22 protein-coding genes are annotated in these 25,087 nt (G+C 69.3%); 9 read left to right on the top strand and 13 right to left on the bottom strand.

Features of this window, described 5'->3' with window-relative positions; all coding sequences use genetic code 11:
- Positions 1–27: 27 nt before the first annotated feature.
- Together F1599_RS06365 and F1599_RS06360 are read left to right on the top strand one after the other, a co-directional pair.
- Positions 28–2,589, top strand: coding sequence for an FUSC family protein (locus tag F1599_RS06365; RefSeq protein WP_150082569.1), 2,562 nt, complete (start codon positions 28–30; stop codon positions 2,587–2,589).
- Between the two features lie 222 nt (positions 2,590–2,811).
- Complete coding sequence (locus F1599_RS06360; RefSeq protein WP_149319650.1) at positions 2,812–3,084, top strand: acylphosphatase; 273 nt, start codon at positions 2,812–2,814, stop codon at positions 3,082–3,084.
- A gap of 125 nt (positions 3,085–3,209) precedes the next feature.
- On the opposite strand, the gene F1599_RS06355 is transcribed toward F1599_RS06360, so the two are convergent.
- The 5 genes from F1599_RS06355 to F1599_RS06335 all read right to left on the bottom strand — a co-directional run bounded on the left by F1599_RS06355 (position 3,210) and on the right by F1599_RS06335 (position 7,602).
- Positions 3,210–4,007 carry a uracil-DNA glycosylase gene (locus tag F1599_RS06355; protein ID WP_150082631.1) on the bottom strand — a complete coding sequence of 266 codons (798 nt, stop codon included), beginning with the start codon at positions 4,005–4,007 and terminating at the stop codon, positions 3,210–3,212.
- 278 nt (positions 4,008–4,285) lie between these two features.
- Positions 4,286–5,035: a CYTH domain-containing protein gene (locus F1599_RS06350; protein WP_150082568.1), complete on the bottom strand. Its 750-nt coding sequence runs from the start codon at positions 5,033–5,035 to the stop codon at positions 4,286–4,288.
- 38 nt (positions 5,036–5,073) lie between these two features.
- A complete protein-coding gene (gene trpC / locus F1599_RS06345) occupies positions 5,074–5,877 on the bottom strand; it encodes an indole-3-glycerol phosphate synthase TrpC (protein ID WP_150082567.1) in 804 nt (267 codons plus the stop codon).
- A 16-nt stretch (positions 5,878–5,893) separates the two neighbouring features.
- Positions 5,894–6,922, bottom strand: a complete 1,029-nt coding sequence (trpD, locus tag F1599_RS06340) for an anthranilate phosphoribosyltransferase (RefSeq protein WP_149319647.1) — start codon at positions 6,920–6,922, stop codon at positions 5,894–5,896.
- A gap of 110 nt (positions 6,923–7,032) precedes the next feature.
- Positions 7,033–7,602 (bottom strand): aminodeoxychorismate/anthranilate synthase component II, encoded by a 570-nt coding sequence (locus F1599_RS06335; protein ID WP_149319646.1) that lies wholly within the window; start codon positions 7,600–7,602, stop codon positions 7,033–7,035.
- Between the two features lie 886 nt (positions 7,603–8,488).
- On the opposite strand from F1599_RS06335, the gene pgaA reads away from it, so the two are divergent.
- From pgaA to pgaD, 4 genes are read left to right on the top strand one after another with little or no spacing between them, the layout of a single operon-like run.
- Positions 8,489–11,017 carry a poly-beta-1,6 N-acetyl-D-glucosamine export porin PgaA gene (pgaA, locus tag F1599_RS06330; protein ID WP_223819512.1) on the top strand — a complete coding sequence of 843 codons (2,529 nt, stop codon included), beginning with the start codon at positions 8,489–8,491 and terminating at the stop codon, positions 11,015–11,017.
- A gap of 14 nt (positions 11,018–11,031) precedes the next feature.
- A complete protein-coding gene (gene pgaB / locus F1599_RS06325) occupies positions 11,032–13,059 on the top strand; it encodes a poly-beta-1,6-N-acetyl-D-glucosamine N-deacetylase PgaB (protein WP_150082566.1) in 2,028 nt (675 codons plus the stop codon).
- Positions 13,056–14,387 carry a poly-beta-1,6-N-acetyl-D-glucosamine synthase gene (gene pgaC, locus F1599_RS06320; protein ID WP_149319644.1) on the top strand — a complete coding sequence of 444 codons (1,332 nt, stop codon included), beginning with the start codon at positions 13,056–13,058 and terminating at the stop codon, positions 14,385–14,387. Before pgaB ends, pgaC begins: the two co-directional genes overlap by 4 nt.
- Positions 14,387–14,851: a poly-beta-1,6-N-acetyl-D-glucosamine biosynthesis protein PgaD gene (pgaD, locus tag F1599_RS06315; protein WP_150082565.1), complete on the top strand. Its 465-nt coding sequence runs from the start codon at positions 14,387–14,389 to the stop codon at positions 14,849–14,851. The genes pgaC and pgaD overlap by 1 nt, the downstream gene beginning before the upstream one ends.
- A 103-nt stretch (positions 14,852–14,954) precedes the next feature.
- Here pgaD and trpE read toward each other — a convergent pair whose 3' ends face one another.
- From trpE to rpe, 3 genes are all read right to left on the bottom strand, one after another.
- A complete protein-coding gene (gene trpE, locus F1599_RS06310; RefSeq protein WP_150082564.1) occupies positions 14,955–16,475 on the bottom strand; it encodes an anthranilate synthase component I in 1,521 nt (506 codons plus the stop codon).
- A 508-nt stretch (positions 16,476–16,983) separates the two neighbouring features.
- Positions 16,984–17,712 (bottom strand): phosphoglycolate phosphatase, encoded by a 729-nt coding sequence (gene gph, locus F1599_RS06305; protein WP_150082563.1) that lies wholly within the window; start codon positions 17,710–17,712, stop codon positions 16,984–16,986.
- Complete coding sequence (rpe, locus tag F1599_RS06300) at positions 17,712–18,413, bottom strand: ribulose-phosphate 3-epimerase (RefSeq protein WP_149319640.1); 702 nt, start codon at positions 18,411–18,413, stop codon at positions 17,712–17,714. The genes gph and rpe overlap by 1 nt, the downstream gene beginning before the upstream one ends.
- Positions 18,414–18,685: 272 nt before the next feature.
- On the opposite strand from rpe, the gene apaG reads away from it, so the two are divergent.
- Positions 18,686–19,060, top strand: a complete 375-nt coding sequence (gene apaG, locus F1599_RS06295) for a Co2+/Mg2+ efflux protein ApaG (protein WP_006579374.1) — start codon at positions 18,686–18,688, stop codon at positions 19,058–19,060.
- Positions 19,061–19,109: 49 nt separating this feature from the next.
- On the opposite strand, the gene F1599_RS06290 is transcribed toward apaG, so the two are convergent.
- Positions 19,110–19,358: a hypothetical protein gene (locus F1599_RS06290; protein WP_150082562.1), complete on the bottom strand. Its 249-nt coding sequence runs from the start codon at positions 19,356–19,358 to the stop codon at positions 19,110–19,112.
- 216 nt (positions 19,359–19,574) lie between these two features.
- Here F1599_RS06290 and mltA point away from each other — a divergent pair, with 216 nt between their 5' ends.
- A complete protein-coding gene (gene mltA / locus F1599_RS06285) occupies positions 19,575–20,747 on the top strand; it encodes a murein transglycosylase A (protein ID WP_150082561.1) in 1,173 nt (390 codons plus the stop codon).
- A gap of 187 nt (positions 20,748–20,934) precedes the next feature.
- Here mltA and paaK read toward each other — a convergent pair whose 3' ends face one another.
- From paaK to paaG, 3 genes are all read right to left on the bottom strand, one after another.
- Complete coding sequence (paaK, locus tag F1599_RS06280; protein WP_150082560.1) at positions 20,935–22,239, bottom strand: phenylacetate--CoA ligase PaaK; 1,305 nt, start codon at positions 22,237–22,239, stop codon at positions 20,935–20,937.
- A gap of 142 nt (positions 22,240–22,381) precedes the next feature.
- A complete protein-coding gene (gene paaI / locus F1599_RS06275) occupies positions 22,382–22,825 on the bottom strand; it encodes a hydroxyphenylacetyl-CoA thioesterase PaaI (protein WP_150082559.1) in 444 nt (147 codons plus the stop codon).
- Positions 22,826–22,863: 38 nt separating this feature from the next.
- A complete protein-coding gene (paaG, locus tag F1599_RS06270) occupies positions 22,864–23,685 on the bottom strand; it encodes a 2-(1,2-epoxy-1,2-dihydrophenyl)acetyl-CoA isomerase PaaG (protein WP_150082558.1) in 822 nt (273 codons plus the stop codon).
- A 342-nt stretch (positions 23,686–24,027) separates the two neighbouring features.
- Here paaG and F1599_RS06265 point away from each other — a divergent pair, with 342 nt between their 5' ends.
- Positions 24,028–24,804: an enoyl-CoA hydratase gene (locus tag F1599_RS06265; RefSeq protein WP_150082557.1), complete on the top strand. Its 777-nt coding sequence runs from the start codon at positions 24,028–24,030 to the stop codon at positions 24,802–24,804.
- A gap of 64 nt (positions 24,805–24,868) precedes the next feature.
- Here the strand turns inward: F1599_RS06265 and F1599_RS26140 are convergent.
- The coding region (locus tag F1599_RS26140) for a hypothetical protein (RefSeq protein WP_223819511.1) at positions 24,869–25,087 on the bottom strand (219 nt) is incomplete at its 5' end.

The raw sequence follows: 25,087 nt of genomic DNA, 5'->3' as shown, positions 1-25,087 counted from the left end.
TCCGCCGTAGCCGCCCGCCGCGCCCGCATGCAATACGCCCACGATCCCCGCACCTTCGTTTTTTCGCACTACGTCTATCGCGGGCTGCGATCGGCGACGGGCGTCATCGGCGCGACGTTGATCGCGCTGCAGCTGGCCGACCTGCCGACCGCGATGGTGGTGTCGATGGGCGCGCTGTGTACCAGCCTGATGGACCTGCCCAGCCCGGTGAATCACAAGTTCAACGAGATGCTGGCCAGCGTGCTGCTGTGTACCGCGGTGACGCTGATCGTCGCGCTGGTGACGCCGTTCCCGCGCGTGCTGCCGGTCGTGCTGGTGCTGGTCACCTTCCTGGCCGGCATGATGACGGTCTACGGCAACAAGACCATGCCGTTGCAGTTCTCGACGCTGTTCGTGATGACGCTGACGTTGAGCGAGGACTTCGTCGTGCGGCGGGCGATCGAGCACGCGCTGCTGTTCGGCGCCGGCGCGGCGGCGTACATGGCGTACGCGATGGCGGTCAGCTGGCTGATGGAGCGGCGCACCAAGCAGCAGATCCTGGCCGAGTCGCTGTACGAGCTGGCCGGCTACCTCGAGATCAAGGCCGGCTTCTACGATGCCGGCAACGACTACGACGAGCAGTTCAATGCGCTGGTGCGCCAGCAGATCGTGGTCGCGGAGCGGCAGCAGGCGGCGCGCGACCTGGTGCTGCGCGGCAACCGCACACCGCACGACGGGCTGCTGGTGCAGGTCCATCTGCGGATGCTTGACCTGTACGAATACATCCTGTCGACCAATACCGACTACCCGCTGCTGCGCCAGACCTTCGCCGGCACGCCGGTGCTGGACGCGCTGCGGCGGCTGATCCGGCTGATGTGCGAGGACGTCGAGGCGATCGCCTACGACGTGACGCGCGGCCGGCCGTCGTATGCCGAGGTCGACTATCGCGAGGCGCTGCGCGCGGTCGCCGACGAGATCGCGATGCTGCGGCACCACCATATCGACCCGGCCGCGATGACGGCGCTGGGCGAGACGCTCGACATGATCAAGGGCGCGATCGCGCTGGTCGAGCAGCTGCACGTGGCCTCGCGCACGCCGGTCGAGCCGCGCCAGGTGCTGCCCGGCCCCGACATGACGCCGTTCCTGACGCGCCAGCGCTACGAATGGCGCGTGCTGCGCGACAACCTGCACTGGCGCGCGCCGGTGTTCCGCTTCGCGCTGCGCGTCACGATGGCGGTCGCCGCTGGCCTGGTAGTCGCAAGCCATCTGCCCTACGCCTCGCACGGCTACTGGATCCTGCTGACCATCATCGTCATCCTGAAGCCGAACTTCAGCATGACCAAGCAGCGCTACAACGACCGCCTGATCGGCACGCTGATCGGCTGCATCATCGCGCTGGCGATCCTGCGCGTGGTGCACGAACCGCTGGTGCTGCTGGCGGTGCTGTTCGTCTCGCTGGTGGCCAGCGCGACCTTCGTCACGATCAAGTACCGCTACACCGCGATCGCGGCTTGCGTGCAGGTGCTGGTGCAGATCAATCTGCTGATGCCGGGTTCGACGGTGGTCGGCGAGCGGCTGGTCGATACCGTCATCGGCGGCGTGATCGCATCGATCTTCAGCTTCGTGCTGCCGAGCTGGGAATATCGCGCGATTCCGGCGCTGGTCGAGAACGTGCTGAATGCGAACCGGCGCTATATCGCCGCCACGCGCGATCTGCTGCTCGGGCTGACGCGCGACGACTTTGCCTATCGGGTCGAGCGCAAGCAGTTCATGGACAGCCTGTCGGCGCTGATCGGCTCGTTCCAGCGCATGCTGGACGAGCCCAGGAGCCGGCACCGCGCGGTCGACAACCTGAACCGCTTCATCGTGCAGAACTACCTGGTCGCGGCCCATGTCGCCGCGGCGCGCATCCAGGTGCGCCAGCACGCCGACGAACTCGACCTGCCGGCCGCGCGCGCCGCGATCGAGGAAGCGACCGAGGCGGCGAGCCGCAGCCTGCGGCTGGCCAGCGAGCGGTTGCTCGAAGGCGATCGGGGCGAGGGCAGGGGCGCGGGGTTCATCCGCCGGCGGGCGGCACCGCCCGAGGAGCCGGCCGCGGCCGCTGAGGGCGCAGCTGCGAAGGTCGCGGCGGCGGGCGAGCATGCCGAACCAGCGGCGGCGACAGCGGCGACGGTGGACGCAGGGGCGGCAGCGCACTCGCCTGCAGAGGCGGCGAAGGCAAAGCCAGCGACGGAGGTGGCGGAGGCAAGGGAGGCGGCCGCGATGGCCGTAGTAAAGCAAGCGACGGAATCTGCGGAAGCCGCGGTGGCCGCCGAAGCCGCCGTGGCCGCTGATACCCAGGCCGCCGACACCGAGGCGGCCGAGGCTGCCGATGCCGCGCTCGCCGAAGCCACCGAACGCCGTGCCCGGCTGGCCGATTCCGCCGACCGCTGGCATACCGAAACGCTGGTGCAGACCGCCGGCGCGCCGGAACCGGGCGGTACCGCGAGCTCGACCGGCCGCGCCGCCAACGCGGTGCTGGAGCGCCGGCTGCGCGCGCTGCGCGCCGACGCCGCCAAGATCGCGCTGCGCACCGGCGCGATCGGCCGGGCGATCCGCCAGCGCGCCTGAGAGCCCGAGGGGCGCAGGACGCAGGGCGCAAGCGCGCAAGGGCGCAAAGGCGCAAAGGCGCAAAGGCGCAACGGCCCAAGGGCGCAGGACGCAAGGCGCCGGGGTCCGCGGGCGCAGGCTGAAGACCGCCCGCCTCGCGCGGGGGTGGTCATGCCCGCGTCATCGCACTAGTCTAGGGTTGTACGGATGCACGGGTGTACGGACTCGCAAGGAGGAACGGCGATGGAAACCTGGCACATGGTGGCGCACGGCAAGGTGCAGGGGGTCGGCTATCGCGCGGCCTGCGAGGACCTGGCGATCGAGCTCGGCCTGGGCGGCTGGGTACGCAACCGCAACGACGGCACGGTCGAGGTGATGGCGTACGGGCCGCCGGAGCGGCTGGCGAAGCTGCGCGAATGGATGGAGCAGGGCCCGCCCGCGGCGAAGGTCGAGCGGTTGGAGGTCGAGCCGGGCGAGGGCGAGTTCGAACTGTTCGAGTGGCGCTCCAGCGAGTGACCGGCGCCCGCCAGAGGTCGACACCCGAGAATGACCCGCGCCCGCGAGTGATCGACGCCCGAGAGTGACTGGCACCCGCAAGTGATCGAGGCCCGCGCCTGCGAGCGTCGGATCGGCGGGCGCGCCTAGGAGCGACCGATCGCCGCCCGCGCCTGGTGCGCGCTCCAGTCGATCGGCTCGCGCTGGTGCTCCACCAGCCAGTCGTTGGCCAGCCGGAAATGCCCGCAACCGAGGAAGCCGCGATGCGCCGACAGCGGCGACGGGTGCGGCGCCTCCAGGATGCAATGCTCGCCGGCCAGCAGGTCCTTCTTGGCCTGTGCGTGGCTGCCCCACAGCAGAAAGACCAGATGCGGGCGGCTGGCCGCCAGCGCCGCGATCAGGCAGTCGGTGACCGCTTCCCAGCCGCGTTTGGCGTGGCTGGCGGCCCGTCCCTGCTCGACCGTCAGCACGGTGTTCAGCAGCAGCACGCCCTGGCGTGCCCAGCCTTCCAGATTGCCGGAGGCCGTGGGCCGCGCCACCGCCGGATCGCCGTACTCGGCGGCGATCTCCTTGAAGATATTGCGCAGGCTCGGCGGCACCCGCACGCCGTCCGGCACCGAGAAGGCCAGCCCATGCGCCTGCGGCACCTCGACGCCATCGACCACGCCGACGCCGTGATACGGGTCCTGGCCCAGGATCACGACCTTGACCGCCTCGGGCGGCGTCAGGTGCAGCGCGTGGAAGACGTCGCGCGGGAATACCGGCTTGCCGGCGGCGCGCTCGCCGTCGACGAAATCGGCGAGCCGCTGCCATGCGGGCGTGGCCAGGCACGGCGCCAGCAGTGCGCGCCAGGCCGGCGGCAGGGCGTCGGCCTGGGCCGCAAGCGGAGTCCACTGGTGCGGCGGCGCGCCGGCGGCGGCATTGGCCGATGCATCGGCCCGCATATCGGCCCGCGTATCGGCCCGCGCGTCGGCCTGTGCATCGGCCTGTGCATCGGCCCGTGCAGCGGCTCGCGCATCGGCCCGTGCAGCGGCTCGCGCATCGGCTCGCGCATCGGCTCGCGCATCGGCTCGCGCATCGGCGCGTGCGTCGGTCCGTGCATCGGCGCGTGCGTCGGTCCGTGCATCGGGGCGCGGGTCGACCCCGGCATCGCTCGCCGCGCCGGCAAACAACTCGCCCTGACCGGTTTCGGCGGCGGCGGATCGGCTCGGACGGCGGCCCATCATGCGGCTCCCGCTGGCGAGCCGGCCTGATCCGCCTGACCGGCCTGCCTCGCCAGCGCATAACCGCGCGCGGCCTTGCTGCGGTCCGACGGCGTCAGCGCGGCCACCGCGCCGAGCCGCTCGCCGAGCGCGCGCAGCGTCGCTGCAGCCTGCGACGGGTCGCCCGACAGCCATTCCAGTTCGAGTTCGTGGATGGTCTCGCGCGCCGCTGCCGATGCCGATGCCGATGCCGATGCCGACGCCGACGCCGGCGTGGTGCCATCCTGCGCCACCGCGGCGATCTCGCCGGCGTCCAGCGCCGCTTCGATCTCGGCTTCGATCCCGGTTCCGGCTTGCGTTCCGTCGGCGCCCGTCAGCGGACAGCGCAGCCGCCAGGTCCGCCGCACGAAATCGGTGCGGAACACCGGCTGCAAGCGGCCCAGCAACGGCTCGAGCAGCGTGCGGGCCTCGGTCTCCAGCCGCTCCGGCTCCAGCGCCTCGCCGGCGACCTCGGTTTCCCATTCGTTGCGCGTCGCCAGCCCGGCCTCGCTGCGTCCCGCGGTCTTCAGCGTCTGCAGCCAGCGGGTGCCGTCGCGGCGCAGCCGCAGCGCGGCGCGCGCCTGCGCCAGCTCATGGGCCGGCGTGTCGAAATAGACGTTGAGCAGATGCGATTCGCCGACGGCCCGCGCATTGGCGTCGAGCCAGGCGACCAGCGCGGCCGCGGCGGCGGCATCGGGCACCGCCAGTTTCAGTTCGATTTCCTGGGCCATCGGATCGGTCGGTGCGCCGGGGTCAGCAGAGGCGGGGTTCAGGCGAACAGCCGGGCCAGCTCGGCGCCGGGGTCCTTGGCGCGCATGAACGCTTCGCCAACCAGGAAGGCGTGCACATTGGCCTCGCGCATCCGCGCCACGTCGTCCGGTCCGAGAATGCCGGACTCGGTGACCACCAGCCGGTCCGCCGGCATCGCCGGCAGCAGGTCCAGCGTGTTCTGCAGCGAGACCTCGAAGGTGCGCAGGTTGCGGTTGTTGACGCCGACCAGCGGGGTCTTGAGCCGCAGCGCCGCTTCCAGCTCGGCGCCGTCGTGGACCTCGACCAGCACGTCCATGCCCAGTTCGTGCGCGCAGGCCTCGAGCTCGGCCATCAGGCCGGGATCGAGCGCGGCGACGATCAGCAGGATCGCATCGGCGCCCCAGGTGCGCGCCTGGTAGACCTGGTACAGGTCCACCATGAAGTCCTTGCGCAGCGCCGGCAGCGGACAGGCGCCGCGCGCGCGCCGCAGGTAGTCGGCATGGCCCTGGAAGAAATGCTCGTCGGTCAGCACCGACAGGCAGGCCGCGCCGTGGCTCGCATAGCTCTCGGCGATCGCCTCGGGCACGAAATGCTCGCGCAGCACCCCCTTGGACGGCGACGCCTTCTTGATCTCGGCGATCACGCCGGCGTGGCCGGCCTCGATCTTCGCGCGCAGCGCCGCGCCGAATCCGCGCGGTGCCAGGCCCGCCTCGTCGCGCAGGCTTTCCGCTTCGGCGCGCAGGCTCGGCAGGTCGCGGCGCTTGCGCGCGGCGCTGACTTCGTCGGCCTTGACGGCCAGGATCTTCTGCAGGATGTCGGACATGCTTGCTTGCCTCTGATTACTGGAACTGCCGCGTGGCCTGCACGAACTCGTCGAGCTTGGCGCGCGCCGCGCCGCTGGCGATCGCCTCGCGCGCGCGGCCGATGCCGTCCTCGATCGACGAGGCGACATTGGCGGCGTACAGCGCGGTGCCTGCGTTCAGCGACACGATCTCGCGCGGGGTGCCCGGCACGTTGGACAGCGCCTCGAGCAGCATCTCCTTCGATTCGGCCGCGTCGGCCACCTTCAGGCCGCGATTGGAAATCATCGACAGGCCGAAGTCCTCCGGATGGATCTCGTACTCGCGCACCTCGCCGTCCTTGAGCTCGCCCACCAGCGTGGCGGCGCCCAGCGACACTTCGTCCATGCCGTCCTTGCCGTAGACCACCAGCGCATGGCGCGCCCCCAGGCGCTGCATCACGCGCACCTGGATGCCGACCAGGTCCGGGTGGAACACGCCCATCAGGATATTGGGCGCGTCGGCCGGATTGGTCAGCGGGCCGAGGATGTTGAAGATCGTGCGTACGCCCATCTCCTTGCGGATCGGCGCGACGTTCTTCATCGCGGGATGGTGGGTCGGCGCGAACATGAAGCCGATGCCGGTCTGCGCGATGCACTGGCCCACCTGCTCGGGCGTCAGCATGATGTTGACGCCGAGCGCCTCCAGCACGTCGGCGCTGCCGGACTTGGAGCTGACGCCGCGGTTGCCGTGCTTGGCGATGCGCGCGCCGGCCGCGGCGGCGACGAACATCGACGCGGTCGAGATGTTGAAGGTATGCGAGCCGTCGCCGCCGGTGCCGACGATGTCGACGAAATGCTCGCGCTCGGACACGGTGACCTTGTTGGCGAACTCGCGCATCACCTGCGCGGCGGCGGTGATCTCGCCGATGGTCTCCTTCTTGACGCGCAGGCCGGTCAGGATCGCGGCCGCCATCACCGGCGAGATCTGCGCCTGCATGATCTGCCGCATCAGATGCAGCATCTCGTCGTGGAAGATCTCGCGGTGTTCGATGCAGCGCGTCAGCGCTTCCTGGGGCGTGATGGGCATGGCGGTCTCGCAGGCGTGGGGTTCGTTCGATCGGTCGCGTGAAGGCGCAGGAGCAAGGGCGGCAAGGGCAGAGGCAGCAAGGGCAGGCGCGAGCGGGGCATCGAGCCGTTTCATCGCGCCACCTTCAGGAAGTTGTCCAGCAGCGTGTGTCCGTGTTCGGACAGGATCGATTCGGGATGGAACTGCACGCCCTCGATCGCAAACTGCTTGTGCCGCACGCCCATGATCTCGCCGTCGGGCGTCCATGCGGTGACTTCCAGACAGTCGGGCAGCGTCTCGCGCTCGATCGCCAGCGAATGATAGCGCGTCACGTCGAACGCCTTCGGCAGGCCGGCGAACACGCCCTGCTGCGTGGTTTCGATGCGGCTGACCTTGCCGTGCATCACCTGCTTGGCGCGGATCACCTTGCCGCCGAACGCCTCGCCGATCGCCTGGTGGCCCAGGCACACGCCGAGGATCGGCAGCTTGCCGGCAAAGTGCTTGAGCACGGCCACCGAGATGCCGGCCTCGGCCGGGCTGCACGGACCGGGCGAGATGCAGATGCGCTCGGGCGCCAGCGCCTCGATTTCCTCGATCGTGATCTCGTCGTTGCGGTGGGTCCGCACGTCGGCGCCGAGCTCGCCGAAGTACTGCACCAGGTTGTAGGTGAACGAGTCGTAGTTGTCGATCATCAGCAGCATGATTCACCCGGCTTGATGTTGGTGGAAACGGAAGGCGCGTACGGCGTGCGTGGACGGACCGCGCATGGACGCATGAATGCACGAAGCGGCAAGCGTCCCCGGCGCAGGCATGCGCGCGGCGGAATTCGAAACGATTGAAGCGGGGGAGGGATTCGACGGCATCGGCAGATCTCCTGGGTATCTAGGAGCCGCCGCACCGGTGAGCTGTCGGACCGCACGTTTGCCAACCGGAACGGCGGCAAGGTGCGAACAAGAACGCAACGACGTGCCGCTTCCTAGTGGAAGCGCCACCAACGGGACGAATGCGACGAAACGGTCGGAGCCCGGAAGGTCATCGTGGTTCTGCGTCAGGCGATTGGGTGATCGGGGATCGGGTGATTCGGGATGCGTGTAGGAGGTTACACGGAAAGCGACGCTCTGTGGGACACCGCGCATCCGGAACGAAGTCGCTACTTTAACTTGCCTCGCATGCCGGTGTCGAGCGCGAGCGCCGCCCGGCGGCGGGCCCGTCCCGCAATCCCCGACCAAGGTAGGGGGCCGCGGCGGCGGAATTTGGCGTGTTTTCCATCGTTCACAATCGATTTTCAGCTTCTTCACTACACTTTGCGAAGTTTTGCGGCTCCGCACCTTGCGCTTCATTTGCGCTTGCGGTTGCACGACGCCATCCCTGCTGCGGATGGCCATCCGGCGCGGTTCTTCGGTGCCCGCCGGATCCCGTAGGTCCTCCCCCGTCGATCTCCGCAGGCGGGACAGACCCGATCGGGTTCCGTGCCCTCGTGCCGCCTCTTCCTAGCCGATAACGGACTCGCGTGCGCGCTTCGATGGCACGCCGCGGGCGCTTGACCATCACAGCGAGACAGGCTGCGGAGTCCCCATGGAGTCATTGATGACGCGTCATTCGCGCTCTCCTGCCCGCGTTCCGGCCGATACCCGCCGTTTGCAGACGTTGCGGCGGCGTACCCCGGTGCAGCTGGCCGTCGGGCTGGCGGCGGCGATGTCCTGCCTGGCGGTGCCGGCGCATGCCGCACCGGCGCAGGCCGACCAGCAATACGATGCCCTGATCCAGCGCGCCCGCGCCGGCGACCACGAGCCGGCCCTGACCGCGCTGCGCGAGCGGCTGGCGCAGGCGCCGACCGATCGCCGCGCCGCCTGGGACCGCATGATCATCGCCGGCTGGGCGGGTCGCCCGGCCGAGGTTCTCGAGACGTACCGCCAGCTGGGCGACGCCGCGCAACTGCCCCCCGAGGCGCTGGCCGCGCTGGCCCGCGCCCATCGCGACGAGCGCCAGTGGGACGCGTCGCTGGCGCGCTACCGGGAAGGCCAGCAGCGCTTCCCGGCGCGCCAGGACTTCGTGCTGGGCGAGATCCTGACGCTGGCCGACAGCGGCCGCACCGCCGACGCCATCTCCGCCGGCCGGGCGCTGGTGCGCCGCCAGCCGTCGAACGCCGATGCCCGCATCGCGCTGGCGTACGCCCATATCCGCGCCCGCGAACCCTACGAGGCGCTGTACGAGGCCGACAAGGCCAATACGCTGGCGCCGCAGCGCAACGACATCGTGCGCGAGTACGTCCGCACGCTGCAGCATGCCGGCCTGCCGGAGGCCGCGCTGCGCATCGCCGGCGAGCGTCCCGGCCTGCTGGACCGGATGGACTGGCTGTCGCTGCAGCTGGACGCGGTCGCCGAGCAGGTGCGTCTTGCCGACAAGCCGACCCGCACCGAGGCCGAGCGCTTCGCCATCGCCGACCGCGCGCTGGCGCGCTATGACGAACTGATGCCGCAACTGCGCGCGCTCGGGCCGCAGGGCGAGAGCGAACTGCGCCGCGCGCGCGTCGACCGGCTGGCCGCGCTGCATGCCCGCGTGCGCATGCGCGAGGTGGTCGACGAATACGAGTCGCTGCGCGCCGAGGGCGTGCAGGTGCCGGCCTACGCGCTGACCGATGTCGCCGCCGCCTATCTGTATCTGCGCCAGCCCGAACAATCCGAGCAGCTGTATCAGCGGGCGCTGAGCGAGGCCTATCCGCCGGAGGGCGACACCGAGGCGCGGCTGGCGGCGCAGACCGGGCTGTACTACTCGCACGCCGAGGCCGAGAAATTCCCGCCGGCCGGCGACGTGGTGCAGCAGGCGAGCGCCGAGCAGCCGCGCTGGCGCTGGGTGCAGGGCCAGCCGGCCGCGCAGCCGAACGACCTGTGGCTGGACGCCGCCCAGGTCCGTGCGCAATCGCGCCGGCAGGCGGACGACACCATCGAGGCGCAGCAGCAGCTGGAGGAACTGGTGCAGAAGGCGCCGGCCAACTCGGGCCTGCGCGTCGCGCTGGCCGACGTCTACCGGGCGCGCGCCTGGCCGCGCCGCGCCGAGAGCGAGCTGAAGCTCGCCGAAACGCTGGACCCGCGCAGCGTGCCGCTCGAGGTCCAGCAGGGCCACGCCGCGCTCGATCTGCAGGAGTGGCGCCAGGCGGAGATGCTGCGCAACGACACGCTGGCCCGCTATCCCGAGGACCTGGCCGTCAAGCGCCTCGATCGCGAATGGAACGTGCACAACAAGGCCGAACTGCGCATCGAGGGCTATCGCGGCCTGGCCAATGACAGCGCGGTGGTCGGCAACGGCAACTTCGGCATCGAGGCCGTGCTGTACAGCCCGCCCATCAACTATGACTGGCGCGCCTTCGGCGGTATCGGCTATGCGACCGGACGCTTCGACGAGGGCAACGTCGACTACCGCTGGGCGCGTACCGGCGTGCAGTACCGCGTGCGCGACCTGACCCTCGAGGGCGAGGTTTCCACGCATTCGTATGGCGGCGGTGGCCGTGCCGGCGGCCGGCTGTCGGCGCAGTACGACATCGACGACCGCTGGCAGGTGGGCGCATCGGGCGCGCTGCGCTCGACCGGCACGCCGCTGCGCGCGCTCAAGCAAGGCATCTATGCCGACACGCTGTCGGTGTTCACGCGCTACCGCGCCAGCGAGCGCAGCGAATGGCTGTTCACGGTGGCGCCGTCGCGCTTCAGCGACGGCAACGACCGGCTCGAGGCCGGCGTGACCGGCGTGCAGCGCTTCTACACCGCGCCGCATCTGAAGGCCGATCTGCTGGTGGATCTATGGGCCTCGCGCAATACGCGCGAGGACACGCCGTACTACAACCCGCGCTCGGACCTGACGATGCTGCCGTCGGTGCGGCTGACCCACACGCTGTACCGCCGCTACGAGACCGCCTGGGAGCAGCAGTTCCTGGCCGGCGCGGGCGCCTACGCGCAACGCGGCTTCGGCACCGGCGCCATGATGCTGATCGGCTACGGCCAGCGCTTCCGCACCAACGACGTGTTCGACGTCGGCGCCACGATCACCGGCACCAGCCGCCCCTACGACGGCCGGCGCGAGCGCGAACTGCGCATCGTGTTCGACCTGACCTATCGATTCTGAACGGGATGCATGCCATGGACGCAACCTTGATGCGCCCCTATCGCGCTTTTCTGCTGCTCTTGCTGGCCGTCGCCACCATGCTGCTGGCCGCCTGCGCCAAGGACATTCCGGTGTTCACGCCCCCGGCCGAACGCCCCGTCGCCAACGCCGAGCAGCCCTGGCCGCGCAACCATGTCGCGGTGCTGGCGTACCACGACGTCGAGGACAAGGACGCCGATCAGGCCTACCTGAGCGTGCGCACCGACCATCTGATCGAGCAACTGGCGTGGTTGCGCGAGAACGGCTACCGGCCGGTCACCGTCGACCAGATCCTCGCCGCGCGCAACGGCGGGCCGGCGCTGCCCGACCGCGCCGTGCTGCTGACCTTCGACGACGGCTATCGCAGCTTCTATACGCGCGTGCTGCCGATCCTGAAGGCCTATCGCTGGCCCGCCGTGCTGGCACCGGTCGGCGTGTGGCTCGACACGCCGGATACCGAGCCGGTCGATTTCGGCGGCAAGCCCACCGAGCGCGATCGCATGCTGACCTGGCAGCAGGTGCGCGAGATCGCCGCCTCGGGGCTGGTCGAGATCGGCGCGCACACCGACGCGCATCACTACGGCGTGCTGGCCAACCCGCAAGGGAACACGCAGCCGGTCGCGGCGGTGCGCGCCTTCGACAAGCAGACCGGCAAGTACGAGACCGATGCCGCCTACGAGGCCCGCGTGCGCAACGACGTCAAGCGGATCACCGAGAAGGTTCACCGCATCACCGGCAAGCCGGTGCGCGTCTGGATCTGGCCGTATGGCGCCGAGGGCGGCACGGCGCTGCGCATCATCGGCGAGAACGGCTACCAGATGGCGCTGACGCTGGAGGACGGACTGGCCAGGGTCGATCGCATGATGTCGGGCGCGCGCATGCTGCTGGCCAACGATCCGGGCCTGCGCAGCTTCGCGCAGTCGGTGGTGGACATGGACGAGCAGCAGACCATGCGCGTCGCCCACGTGGACCTGGACTACGTCTACGACGCCGATCCGGCGCAGATGGACCGCAACCTGGACAAGCTGGTGCAGCGCATCTTCGATCTGAAGATCGACACGGTGTTCCTGCAGGCCTTCGCCGATCCGGATGCCAGCGGCCTGGTGAAGTCGGTCTACTTTCCCAACCGCGTGCTGCCGGTCCGCGCCGACCTGTTCAACCGCGTGGCCTGGCAGCTGCGCAACCGCGCCGACGTCAAGCTCTATGCGTGGATGCCGGTGCTGAGCCTGGACCTGGACAAGTCGATCGCCCGCGTGACGCGCTGGGATCCAGAGAGCGGCCGCACCGACGTCGACCCGAAGCAGTACCGCCGCCTGTCGCCGTTCGATCCGCTGGCCCGCCAGCGCATCGGCGAGCTGTACGAGGACCTGGCGCGCCATGCGATGTTCGACGGCATCCTGTTCCACGACGACGCGCTGCTGAGCGACTTCGAGGATGCCAGCGCGCCGGCCCTCGCGGCATATCGCAAGGCCGGGCTGCCCGACTCGATCGAGGCCCTGCGCGCGAATCCGGAAACGATGCAGCGCTGGACGCGATTCAAGAGCCGTGCCCTGGTCGACTTCACGCACGAGCTGACCGCCAAGGTGCGCGCCATTCGCGGCCCGGCGATCAAGACCGCGCGCAATATCTTCGCCGCGCCGATCCTGCAGCCGGAGAGCGAGGCCTGGTTCGCGCAGAACCTCGACGACTTCCTCGGCGCCTACGACTGGACCGCGCCGATGGCCATGCCCTACATGGAGCAGGTCCCGGCCGGCAAGGAGAACGCCTGGCTGGACTCGCTGGTCGACACCGTGGCCCGGCGTCCCGGCGCGCTGCGCCGCACGGTGTTCGAGCTGCAGGGCCGCGACTGGCGCAAGGCCGATGCGCCGCCGGTGGACAGCGCCGTGCTGGCGGGCTGGATGCAGCGCCTGCAGCGCCGCGGCGCCCGCAGCTTCGGCTACTACCCGGACGACTTCCATAACAACCAGCCTCGGCTCGACGTGATCCGGCCGGCGCTGTCCAACGCCTGGTATCCCGCGCCATGATCGAACGTCTATTTGCCCTGATCGTCCTGTGCATCGCGCTCGGCCTGCCGATCGGCCTGGCCGTGGTGGCGACCGGCGACCTGCTGCTTGCCTTCGTCTTCTTCTACCCGCTGTTCATGTCGGGGCTGTGGATGGCCGGCGGCGTCTATTACTGGTGGCACTGGGAACGCAAGTGGTCCTGGGATGAGGATCGCCAGCCGCCCAAGGTGGCAGGCGAGCCCTTCATCTCGATCCTGGTGCCGTGCTTCAACGAGGAGAAGAACGGCGAGGAAACGCTGCGCGCCGCGCTGGCGCAGCGCTATCCGAACTTCGAGGTGATCGCCATCAACGACGGCTCGCGCGACGGCACCGGCGCGCTGCTCGACGCGATGGCGGCGAAGCACGAGCGGCTGCGCGTGGTCCACCTGGCCCAGAACCAGGGCAAGGCGATGGCGCTGCGCATGGGCGCGCTGGCCGCGCGCGGCGAGTATCTGGTCTGCATCGACGGCGACGCGGTGCTCGATCCGGATGCCGCCGCCTATCTGGTCGCGCCGATGGTCGACAACCCGCGCGTCGGCGCGGTGACCGGCAACCCGCGCATCCGCACCCGTTCGACGCTGATCGGCCGCATCCAGGTGGGCGAGTTCTCCTCGATCATCGGGCTGATCAAGCGCACCCAGCGCGTCTATGGCCAGGTCTTCACGGTGTCCGGCGTGGTGGCGGCCTTCCGGCGCCGCGCGCTCGATCGCGCCGGCTACTGGAGCCTGGACATGATCACCGAGGACATCGACATCAGCTGGAAGCTGCAGCGCGACCACTGGTCGATCTTCTACGAGCCGCGCGCGCTGTGCTGGATCCTGATGCCGGAGACGCTGCGCGGGCTGTGGAAGCAGCGGCTGCGCTGGGCCCAAGGCGGCGCCGAGGTGTTCCTGAAGAACGTGCGCTCGATCTGGATCTGGCGCCATCGCCGGCTGTGGCCGCTGATGGCCGAGTACTGCCTGTCGGCGGGCTGGGCGTTCATCTTCGCGATGTCGATCATCCTGTGGGCGCTCGGCCATTTCGTCGACCTGCCCGACAACCTCCACATCGAGCGGCTGGTGCCGCCGGGCTTCACCGGCATGGTGCTGGCGGTGGTGTGCGTGCTGCAGTTCGCCATCAGCGTGGCGATCGACCGCCGCTACGAGCCCAAGCTCGGCCGTTCGATGTACTGGACCATCTGGTATCCGCTTGCCTTCTGGATGATCGGCATGCTGACCACGCTGATGGCCTTTCCCAAAGTCATGCTCAAGACCCGGCGCCGTGCCCGTTGGACCAGCCCGGATCGCGGCATCAAGTCGATGAGGTCGTGATGAATCCCGATGACATGATCGTTCGCACCCGGCGCACGCGGCTGGGCTGGCTGATCGATGCGCTGCTGACCGCGCTGGCGTGGATCGGCTTCGGCTACCTGTGCGTGACCGGGCTGCTGGCGGTGCTGCGGCACGCCAATGCCGGACCCGACGTGCCGTTCTGGTCGGCGCTGCTGCCGACCGCCGGCACGCTGTCGATCTACGTGGTGGTGGGGCTGTTCAACGGCGTGGTGCTGCTGACCTGGGCGCTGTACAACCAGTACCGCTTCTCCGGGCTCGATCGGCGCAAGCCGATCCCGGCCCTGCGCGACGACGAACTGGCGCGCAGCTTCAACGTGTCGGGCCAGCAGCTGCGCGCGCTGCAGCGGGCCAAGGTGGCCGTGGTCGACCATGAGGGCGACGGCACCATCGCCGACGTGCATCTGCCGCAGACCTTGGCCCGGGAGCCGGTGGCGGTGAAGTAAAGGTCGTCGTTTCCGCGCTGGCGGGAACCGGATGGCTTCGATGCGGCGGCGACGGGGGCCGCTGGCCCCCGCGTTCGCGGGGGCGACGGCTTCTACCTGTCGCTTACGCGAAGTCCGAGTCCAGCCCGTCCTGGACCTGCTCGGCGGCGCGGATTACCGCGCGCGCCTTGGCCTCGGTCTCGCGCCATTCGGCGTCGGGATCGGAGTCCGCCACGATGCCGGCGGCCGCCTGCACATAGAGATTGCCGTCCTTGACGATGCCGGTGCGGATCGCGATCGCCAGGTCCATCTCGCCGCCGAACGACAGATAGCCGACCGCGCCGCCGTAGATGCCGCGCTTGCGCGGTTCCAGCTCGTCGATGATCTCCATCGCCCGCACCTTCGGCGCGCCGCTCAGCGTGCCGGCGGGGAAGGTGGCGCGCAGCACGTCCAGATTGCTGATGCCGTCCTTCAGCGTGCCCTCGACCGAGCTGACGATGTGCTGCACGTGCGAGTATTTCTCGATCACCATCTGGTCGGTGACCTTGACCGAGCCGGTTTCCGCGATGCGGCCGATGTCGTTGCGGGCCAGGTCGATCAGCATCACGTGCTCGGCGATCTCCTTCGGGTCGTTGAGCAGCTCCGTGGCCAGCTGCGCGTCGCGCTCGGGCGTATTGCCGCGCGGCCGCGTGCCGGCCAGCGGGCGGATCGTCACCACGCGGCGCGAGCGCGTCTCGCCCTGTTCGCTGGTGCGGCGCGTTTCCTGACGCACCAGGATCTCCGGCGAGGCGCCGACGATCTGGAAGTCGCCGAAGTTGTAGAAGTACATGTACGGCGACGGGTTCAGCGAACGCAGCGCGCGGTACAGCGACAGCGGCGCGTCGCGATAGGGCTTGGTCAACCGCTGGCCGATCTGCACCTGCATCATGTCGCCGGCGACGATGTATTCCTTGGCCTTGGCCACCGCGGCCAGGTAGTCGGCCTTGTCGAATTCACGGTAGACCTCGGTCTGCACCGACGGGCTGGTGACCGGCACGTCGACCGGCTGGCGCAGCTTCATGCGCAGGTCGCGCAGCCGCTGGCGCGCGCGCGAATAGGCCTCGGGCATGCCGGGGTCGGCGTAGACGATCAGATAGAGCTTGCCCGACAGGTTGTCGATCACGGCCAGCTCCTCGCACAGCAGCAGCTGGATATCGGGCAGGCCCAGGTCGTCGGGCTTCTGCGTGTCGGCCAGCTTCTTCTCGATATAGCGCACCGTGTCGTAGCCGAAGTAGCCGGCCAGGCCGCCGCAGAAGCGGGGCAGGCCGGGGCGCAGCGCGACCTTGAAGCGCCGCTCGAAGGCGGCGATGAAGTCCAGCGGATTGCCCTCGTGGGTCTCGACCACCTTGCCGTCGGTCACCACCTCGGTGCGCTGCCCGTAGGCGCGCAGCAGCGTGCGCGCATGCAGGCCGATGAAGGAATAGCGGCCGAAGCGTTCGCCGCCGACCACCGATTCGAGCAGGAAGGTGTTGACGCCGCGGGTTTGCGACTGCGCCAGCTTCAGGTACAGCGACAGCGGCGTCTCGAGGTCGGCGAAGGCCTCCGCGATCAGCGGAATGCGGTTGTAGCCCTGGTCGGCCAGCGATTTGAATTCGAGTTCGGTCATGACGGTCCTCTGGGACGGCGCACGGGGGCTGCGGCAACGCGATCCCCGGCGGGCGATTCTGGGAGGGGCTGGATGGCCGAAGCACCGGCCCCGTCGGGCGGCTCGAGGGGGCATGCGGACGGTCCGATGGGCCGGTCGTTCCGCTGTCGCTCCGTGTCGAGCCAGGGGGGCGTAATGCGCGTTCGGGTAACGCTAGCAGGGATTGCCGGGAAGGGGAACCGGGCCGGCAAGGACCGCCGGTCTGATCGAAACGCCTCGCCGATCGAATCGGACGGGCGCGATCAGCGCAGTCGCGAACGCACTTTACGCCTGTTGGCAGGCGCGCCAGCGACGCCAGGGCCAGGCCTGCCGATCACTGTCAGTAAAGATGCGTTTGCGGTTCAGGAACATGAAATCGTGTTCGGGGGTGTCTGCGCGGGATGCGGAGAGGGCGGTCTCGCGGATTGCCGGATGCCCGGCGCCATTGCAATTGGAACGGCTGGGGCTGGCATCGGAAACTGCCCGGAGACTACCGGTGTGCCGTCAAGACCTCAGCAGCCTTGACAAGCGAGCCGACTATACCATCGGCGTCGACGCCTTGTACAGGGTTGCCATGGTTGTAGCCATAGGGCACCAGCAGCACGCCGATACCGGCCGCGCGGGCCGCCAACGCGTCGTTTTCCGAGTCGCCGATCGCCACCATCTGCGCCGGTTCGAGGCGGAACGCCTCGCATACCTTCAGCAGCGGCAGCGGGTCCGGCTTGCGGAACGGAAAGGCATCGCCGCCGTAGACCAGCTCGAAATAGGGCGCGAGGCCGGACTTGTCCAGCAGCGGCGCGGTGAAGTCGTGCGGCTTGTTGGTGACGCAGGCCAGCCGCAGGCCGGCGGCCTTCAGCGCGGCCAGCCCCGCCTCGACGCCGGGATAGACCGCCGAGAACTGGCCATTGATGCGCAGGTATTCGCGGTTGTACAGCGCCAGCGCGTCGGCGAACAGGCCGTTGGCCGCGGCGGGCGGAAGGCGCGTGTCGAGCACGCGCCGGATCAGGTTCTCCGAGCCCTTGCCGACGAAGCTGACGATCTCGGGCAGGGGCAGCGGGGCGATGTCCCCAAGCGCCGGATGCAGATGCGACAGCGCCTGCAGCATTGCGTTGACCGCCGCGTGGAAGTCGCCCGCGGTATCGACCATGGTGCCGTCCAGGTCGACGATGGCCCCGCGGATGCCGCGCCAGTCGGTGCGCTTGAGCGTCGCCCCTTCCATCACTGGCCCGCCTTGGCCAGTTCGGCGCGCAAGGCCGACAGCACGCCGCGATAGCCGCCGTCGGCGTCGGGCTTGCCGAACACCGCCGAGCCGGCGACGAAGGTGTCGGCCCCGGCCGCGGCGATCTGCGCGATGTTCTCGACCTTCACGCCGCCATCGACCTCCAGCAGGATCGTGCGCCCGGTGCGGGCGGCGTAGGCGTCGATGCGCTCGCGCACCGCGCGCAGCTTGTTCAGCGTCTCGGGGATGAAGGCCTGGCCGCCGAAGCCCGGGTTGACCGACATCAGCAGGATCACGTCGAGCCGGTCCATCACGTGGTCAAGATGGTGCAGCGGCGTGGCCGGATTGAATACCAGGCCGGCCTGGCAGCCGTGGTCGCGGATCAGCGCCAGCGAGCGGTCGACATGATCGCTCGCCTCGGGATGGAAGGTGATGATGTTGGCGCCGGCCTTGGCGAAGTCCGGGATGATGCGGTCGACCGGGCGGACCATCAGGTGCACGTCGATCGGTGCGGTCACGTGCGGGCGGATCGCCTCGCAGACCAGCGGGCCGACCGTCAGGTTCGGCACGTAGTGGTTGTCCATCACGTCGAAGTGGATCCAGTCGGCGCCGGCCTCGGTGACGCGGCGCACTTCCTCGCCCAGGCGGGCGAAGTCGGCGGACAGGATGGACGGGGCGATGCGGTAGGTGGGCGTGCTCATGATGGCGTGGGTGACGGCTTGGTTTGCGGCTCGGGTTGCGGCTCGGGTTGCGGCGACGTGGCGACGTGGGTGGCGACGTGGCAAGGATGCAAGGGCGCGTCCCGCCAGTGCGGCCGGCGCACAAGGGCGCCATTTTACGCCGCCTTTGCAGCGGGCGAGGGCGGCGGGGCGGACGCCGGTCCGGGCCGGCCGCGGCGCCGGGCCGACTTGCCGCACCCCTGCCCTTGCCGCACAATGCCGCTACCCTTGTCCTGCCACAGGCCTTCCCCACAATGAGCGAGTACGCTTTTTCCGTTTCCGTGCGCACGCAGTATCTGCCCGATCAGTCCGACCCGGAACACGGACGCCATGCCTTTGCCTACACCATCACGATCCAGAACACCGGCGAGGTCGCGGCCCAACTGATCTCGCGGCACTGGCAGATCACCGACAGCGACAACGCCACGCAGGAGGTGGCGGGGCTCGGCGTGGTCGGGCACCAGCCGCTGCTCAAGCCGGGCGAGCATTTCGAGTACACCAGCTGGGCGACGATCTCCACGCCGGTCGGCTCGATGAAGGGCAAGTATTTCTGCGTGGCCGAGGACGGCCATCGCTTCGAGGTGCCGATTCCCGAGTTCGCGCTGGTGCTGCCGCGCATGCTGCATTGAGGCGCGGCGGGAAACCGGTTCGGGCCGCGGTGGGAATCGCCGCCGGAACCTAGGCGCCCGGCGCGTTGTCCTTGCTGTGCGCCTGCCCCGCGGCGTGGTTTGCCTGGCCCGCCTGCGCGGGTTGGCCCGGCGCCGCCGAAGAGGCGCGCGACGGGTGATCGGCCGGGGCGCGGCTGGGGCGCGGATGCTTCTTCGCCGTGCCCATCGTCCAGACGACGATGAAGATCAGCAGGAACAGCGCCACGCCGGCCTCCAGGGCGAACAGCAGCATGGGATGGTCTTGAAAGAATTCACTCATGGATGATTCCCGCGTTCGAGGCAAAGCCGGTCCGGCATGGCGGAATCCGCCCGCGGATTCGCCTGCGGAAATTGCCCGCAGAATTCTGTCCGAACCAGCCCGAGCATTGTATGGCATCGGCCTCCGGCCGGTCCGCGTCCGCGCCGCTGTGCGCCACCAACCTTGCCACTGTCCTTGCCGCCGCGGCCTCGCCGGGCGACAACCACAACGCAAACGATGACTGACCACGACTCCGCTTTCGCCATCCGCCGTCTTCCCCTGTTTTCCACCCGCTCTCCCCGCACTGCCGGCGTCGCCAGCCACCTGCCCGGCGCCCGCGCGCTGTGGGCCATCGTCGGTGCGGCCGCCGTGCTGGCCGGTTGCGTCAGCGGTCCGCCGCCGCGCATCGAAACCGGACAGCCGACGCCCCCGGTGACCGGGGCGGGCGGCAAGGGCCGCCTGCAGCCGGCAAGCTGGAGCGAGATCGGCGGCTGGACGCGCGACGACGTGCGGGCCGCGTGGCCGGCGCTGCAGGCCAGCTGCCAGGCGCTGAAGAAGCGCCCGGAATGGCGCGCCCCCTGCACGGCCGGGCTGATGGTCGATGCCAGCGATCCGCAGGCGCTGCGCGGCTACTTCGAGCAGCATTTCCAGCCGTACCGGGTCATCAACGGCGACGGCACCGACAGTGGACTGGTGACGGGCTACTACGAGCCGATCCTGCATGGGTCGCGCACGCGCCAGGGCGCCTACCAGATCCCGCTGCACCGCAAGCCGCCGCAATGGGGCAACCGGCCGCTGCCGCCGCGCGCGCAGTTGCTGCGCGATCCGGCGCTGCGCGGCAACGAGGTGGTCTGGGTCGACGACGCGGTCGAGGCCGCCTTCCTGCAGATCCAGGGCTCGGGCCGCATTCGCCTGGCCGACGGCACCATGATGCGGGTCGGCTTCGGCGGCACCAATGACCAGCCGTTCCGCTCCTTCGGCAAATGGCTGCTGGACCGGGGCGAGATCACGCCGGCGCAGGCCACCATGCAGGGCATCAAGGCCTGGGCGCGCGCCAATCCTGCGCGGGTCGAGGAGATGCTGAACGTCAATCCGCGCTATGTGTTCTTCCGCGAGCTGCCGCCGAACAACGACGGCCCGATCGGCGCGCTGGGCGTGCCGCTGACGCCGGAGCGCTCGATCGCCGTCGATCCGGCCACCATCCCGCTCGGCGTGCCGGTGTTCCTGTCGACCACGCGGCCGCTGTCGAGCGAGCCGATCGAGCGGCTGGTGTTCGCGCAGGACACCGGCAGCGCGATCAAGGGCGGCGTGCGGGCCGACTTCTTCTGGGGCGCGGGCGATGCCGCGGGCGAGACGGCCGGCCGCATGAAGCAGGCCGGCCGGATGTGGGTGCTGATGCCGCGCAGCTGAGCGGGCGGTATCGGCGGGGCGCAGCGCGGTTCGGCGCGGGTCGGCGGCCGCAGCGCCGATCAGCGTCGGGCAGCGCGCTTCAGCGTTGGTTGGCGCGGATTAGCGCGGTTAGCGCGGATTAGCGCGGATCAGGGACCGCAGCGCCCTTGAGCGTGGGTCAGGGCGCTTCAGCCAGATTCGGCGCGATTCAGCGCGGCCGCTGGTCGACGATCCGCCGCGCCTTGCCGACCGAGCGCTCGACCCCGCCCGATGGCAGGATCTCCAGCGCCACGGTCACGCCGATATAGGCCTTGATCTCGTGCATCAACGTATCGCGCGCCTGACGCACGGTGTCGGGCTCGACGCCATGCGCGCATTCGACGCGCACGGTCAGCGTATCGAGATGGCCTTCCTTGCCGAGCACGCACTGGTAGTGCGGCGCGAGCTCGGCGTGCTTCAGGATCAGTTCCTCGATCTGCGACGGAAACACGTTGACCCCCCGGATGATCATCATGTCGTCGGAGCGGCCGGTGATCTTCTCCATCCGGCGGAACGCGGGCCGCGCGGTACCGGGCAGCAGCCGGGTCAGGTCGCGCGTGCGATAGCGGACGATCGGCAGCGCCTCCTTGCTCAGCGAGGTGAACACCAGCTCGCCGAAGCTGCCGTCGGGCAGTACCTCGCCGGTGTTCGGGTCGATGATCTCGGGATAGAAGTGGTCCTCCCAGATGGTCGGGCCGTCCTTGGTTTCGGCGCACTCGTTGGCCACGCCCGGGCCCATCACCTCGGATAACCCATAGATGTCGACCGCGGAAATGCCCATGCGCCGCTCGATCGCCACGCGCATCTCGGGCGTCCACGGCTCCGCGCCGAAGATGCCGACCTGCAGCGAGCTGGCGGCCGGGTCGAGCCCCTGGCGCTCGAATTCGTCGGCGATCGCCAGCATGTAGCTGGGCGTCACCATGATGATCTCGGGGCGGAAGTCCTGGATCAACTGCACCTGCCGCTCGGTCTGGCCGCCGCCGAACGGGATCGCCGTCAGGCCCGCCTTCTCGACGCCGTAGTGCGCGCCCAGGCCGCCGGTGAACAGGCCGTAGCCGTAGCTGATATGGACCTTGTCGCCGCGCCGCGCACCCGAGGCGCGGATCGAGCGCGCCATCACCGTGGCCCAGGTGTCGATGTCGCGCAGCGTATAGCCCACCACGGTGGGTTTGCCGGTGGTGCCCGAGGAGGCGTGGATGCGCGCGACCTGGTCCTGCGGCACCGCAAACATGCCGAACGGGTAGTTGTCGCGCAGGTCCTGCTTGGTGGTGAACGGAAAGCGCGCCAGGTCGGCCAGCGATTTCAGATCCTCCGGGTGCACCCCCGCCTCGTCGAACTTGCGCCGATAGACCGGCGAATGCTGATACGCATGGTCGAGCGACCACTTCAGGCGCTGCAGCTGCAAGGCCTGCAATTCGTCGCGGCTGGCGGTCTCGATCGGCTCCAGCGGCAGATCGGTCAGGCGCGTGCTCATCGTTCTCTCCTGCTATGGGTGGCGCTTGGGGGTGTCGCTACGGATGTGGCTACTGGTGTGGCCCCGGGTGTTGCCTGGGTTGTTGCCATGGGTATCGCTGCGGGCCGGCTGCAACGGTTGGGCGATGGAAGGCGGGCCGTTGTCAGCCCGCTTCGGGCGGCGGCACGACATGGCCCTTGATCTGCGCCGACTTGCCGCGGAACATCGCCACCACCTCGCCGTCGCGGTTCGTCACGCGGATGTCGTAGATGCCGTGCCGGCCCGACAGGACCTGCTCGCTTGCCTCGGCGGTCAGCACGTCGCCGCCGCGGACCGGCTTTAGGAACTCGATGCTGCAGCCGGCGGCGACCGTGTTGATGTTGTGGCTGTTGCAGGCGAAGGCGAAGCACGAATCGGCCAGCGTGAACATCAGGCCGCCGTGGCAGATGCCGTGGCCGTTCAGGAATTCATTGCGCACCGGCATCGACAACCGGGCATAGCCGGGGGCGATCGCGTCGATGGTGATGCCGAGCCAGCGGCTGCAGCTGTCGGCCTCGTACATGCTGGCCGCGGCCGCTTCGGCCAGCGCTTGCGGATCGGGAGTCAAGCGGATCTCCTGAAGAGAAGAAGGGGGAGGGGGCGGCGTTACTGACCGGTGAAACGCGGGGCGCGCTTCTCGAGGAAGGCGTTGACGCCCTCCGCGTAGTCGTGCGATCCGCCGAGCGCGCGCTGCAGGTCGCGCTCCATGTCGAGCTGCGCGTCGAGCGTCTGCGTCGCGCTGGCGTATATCGCGCGCTTGATCGCCGCCAGCGCGCGGGTCGGCTGCGCGGCCAGGTGCGTGGCCAGCGCCAGCGCCTGCTCCATCAGCAGCGGGTCGTCCATCGCTTCCCAGATCAGGCCCCACTTCTCGGCCTCGTCGGCCGACAGCTTGTCGCCGGTCATGGCCAGTCCCAGCGCGCGCGCCATGCCGAGCCGCTTGGGCAGGAACCAGGTGCCGCCCGAATCCGGCACCAGTCCGATCTTGACGAAGGCCTGGATGAAGCTGGCCGAGCGGGCGGCCAGCACGATGTCGCAGGCCAGAGCCAGATTGGCGCCGGCACCCGCGGCCGTACCGTTGACCGCGGCGATGACCGGCAGCGGCATCGACTGCAGCCGGCGCACCAGCGGGTTGAAGGCGCTGTCGATCAGGTCGCCCAGATCGGTCATGCGGCCCGGCGTGAAATCCAGGTCCGCCAGATCCTGTCCGGCGCAGAAGCCGCGCCCGGCACCGGTCAGCAGCAGGGCGCGCGCGTGGCCCGCTTCCGCATGGTCCAGCGCCTGCACCAGCGCGGCATGCATCTCGCGGGTGAAGCTGTTGAGCTTGTCGGGGCGGTTCAGCGTGACGACGGCGACGTCGCCGTGCCAGGCGAGCAGTACCGGGCCGGCCTCGACGGCGGTGCGGTGCGACGGCGTGGGCGTGGCGTGCATGGGCTTGTCTCCTGCCATGTCCCGGTTGCGGCGACGCTGCGGCGGCCGCTCCGGAAGGTTGTTCTGGATCGGAGCCGGGTGGCGGCTCCGTCTGGCATTGTAGGGAAGCGCGACGGTCGTTTTAATTAACCGACCAGTCGGTCGGCAAATGTTAGCATTAATCTTTTGTGGTTTGCTATGGCCGGCCGCCGGTTTGCGAGCGTGTCGTGTCCGCGTCGTGCCCGCGTAGTGTCCGCAATAGCCGCGGGGTGGCGAAGCCGGGTATCGTTGCGCGTTGCAGCGATGCTTCCGGGCTCGCATTCGAGGCCCGCATCCCTTTTTCATTGGAGACAGAGGAAACCCATGGCGTACGAGAACATCCTGGTGGAAAACCGTGGTCGCGTCGGGCTGGTCACGCTGAATCGTCCGAAGGCGCTGAACGCGCTCAACGACGCGCTGATGGACGAACTGGGCGCCGCGCTGACCGCCTTCGACCAGGACGAGGGCATCGGCTGCATCGTGATCACCGGCAGCGAACGCGCCTTCGCCGCGGGTGCGGACATCGGCATGATGGCGAAGTACAGCTATATGGATGTCTACAAGGGCGAGTACATCACCCGCAACTGGGAGACGATCCGCCGCATCCGCAAGCCGGTGATCGCCGCGGTGGCCGGTTACGCGCTCGGCGGCGGCTGTGAGCTGGCGATGATGTGCGACATCGTGATCGCCGCCGACACCGCCAAGTTTGGCCAGCCCGAGATCAAGCTCGGCACGATGCCCGGCGCCGGCGGCACCCAGCGGCTGCCGCGCGCGGTGTCCAAGGCCAAGGCGATGGATCTGTGCCTGACCGCGCGCATGATGGACGCCACCGAGGCCGAACGCGCCGGCCTGGTGTCCCGCGTGGTGGCGGCCGACAAGCTGATCGACGAGGCGGTCACCGCTGCCGAGACCATTGCCGGCTTCTCGCTGCCGGTCGTGATGATGATCAAGGAGTCGGTCAACGCGGCCTACGAGACCTCGCTGAGCGAAGGCGTGCACCTGGAGCGCCGGTTGTTCCACTCGACCTTCGCCACCGAGGATCAGAAGGAGGGCATGGCCGCCTTCGTCGAGAAGCGCGCGCCCAACTTCCAGCACCGCTGAAGCGGCCGCCGCGCCGCCTGGCATAAAAAGATGACAAAGGTATTGCCAGGCGGCGCGCCCTCCCTTAATATTCGCCCCCTCGCAGCCGAACGGCGGCGGGGTTGGCGGGGAAGGCGAAGGCGCTGCGGTGCTGGAGCCGCAGCAAAAAAGTGCTGACAACCTGTTGACGAGAAGCGAAATGTTCTGCATAATCTCGTTTCTCTGCTGCTGACAACGCAGCGACGCGAACGGCAAAGCCGGCGCGTGAGTTCTTTAACAAACGAACAACCGATAAGTGTGGGCG

This window comes from Cupriavidus cauae (assembly GCF_008632125.1).
In the GTDB taxonomy this organism is placed as follows: Bacteria; Pseudomonadota; Gammaproteobacteria; order Burkholderiales; family Burkholderiaceae; genus Cupriavidus; species Cupriavidus cauae.
Note: the sequence above shows the minus strand (reverse complement) of the source record. Positions and strands in the feature narration are given on the sequence as shown.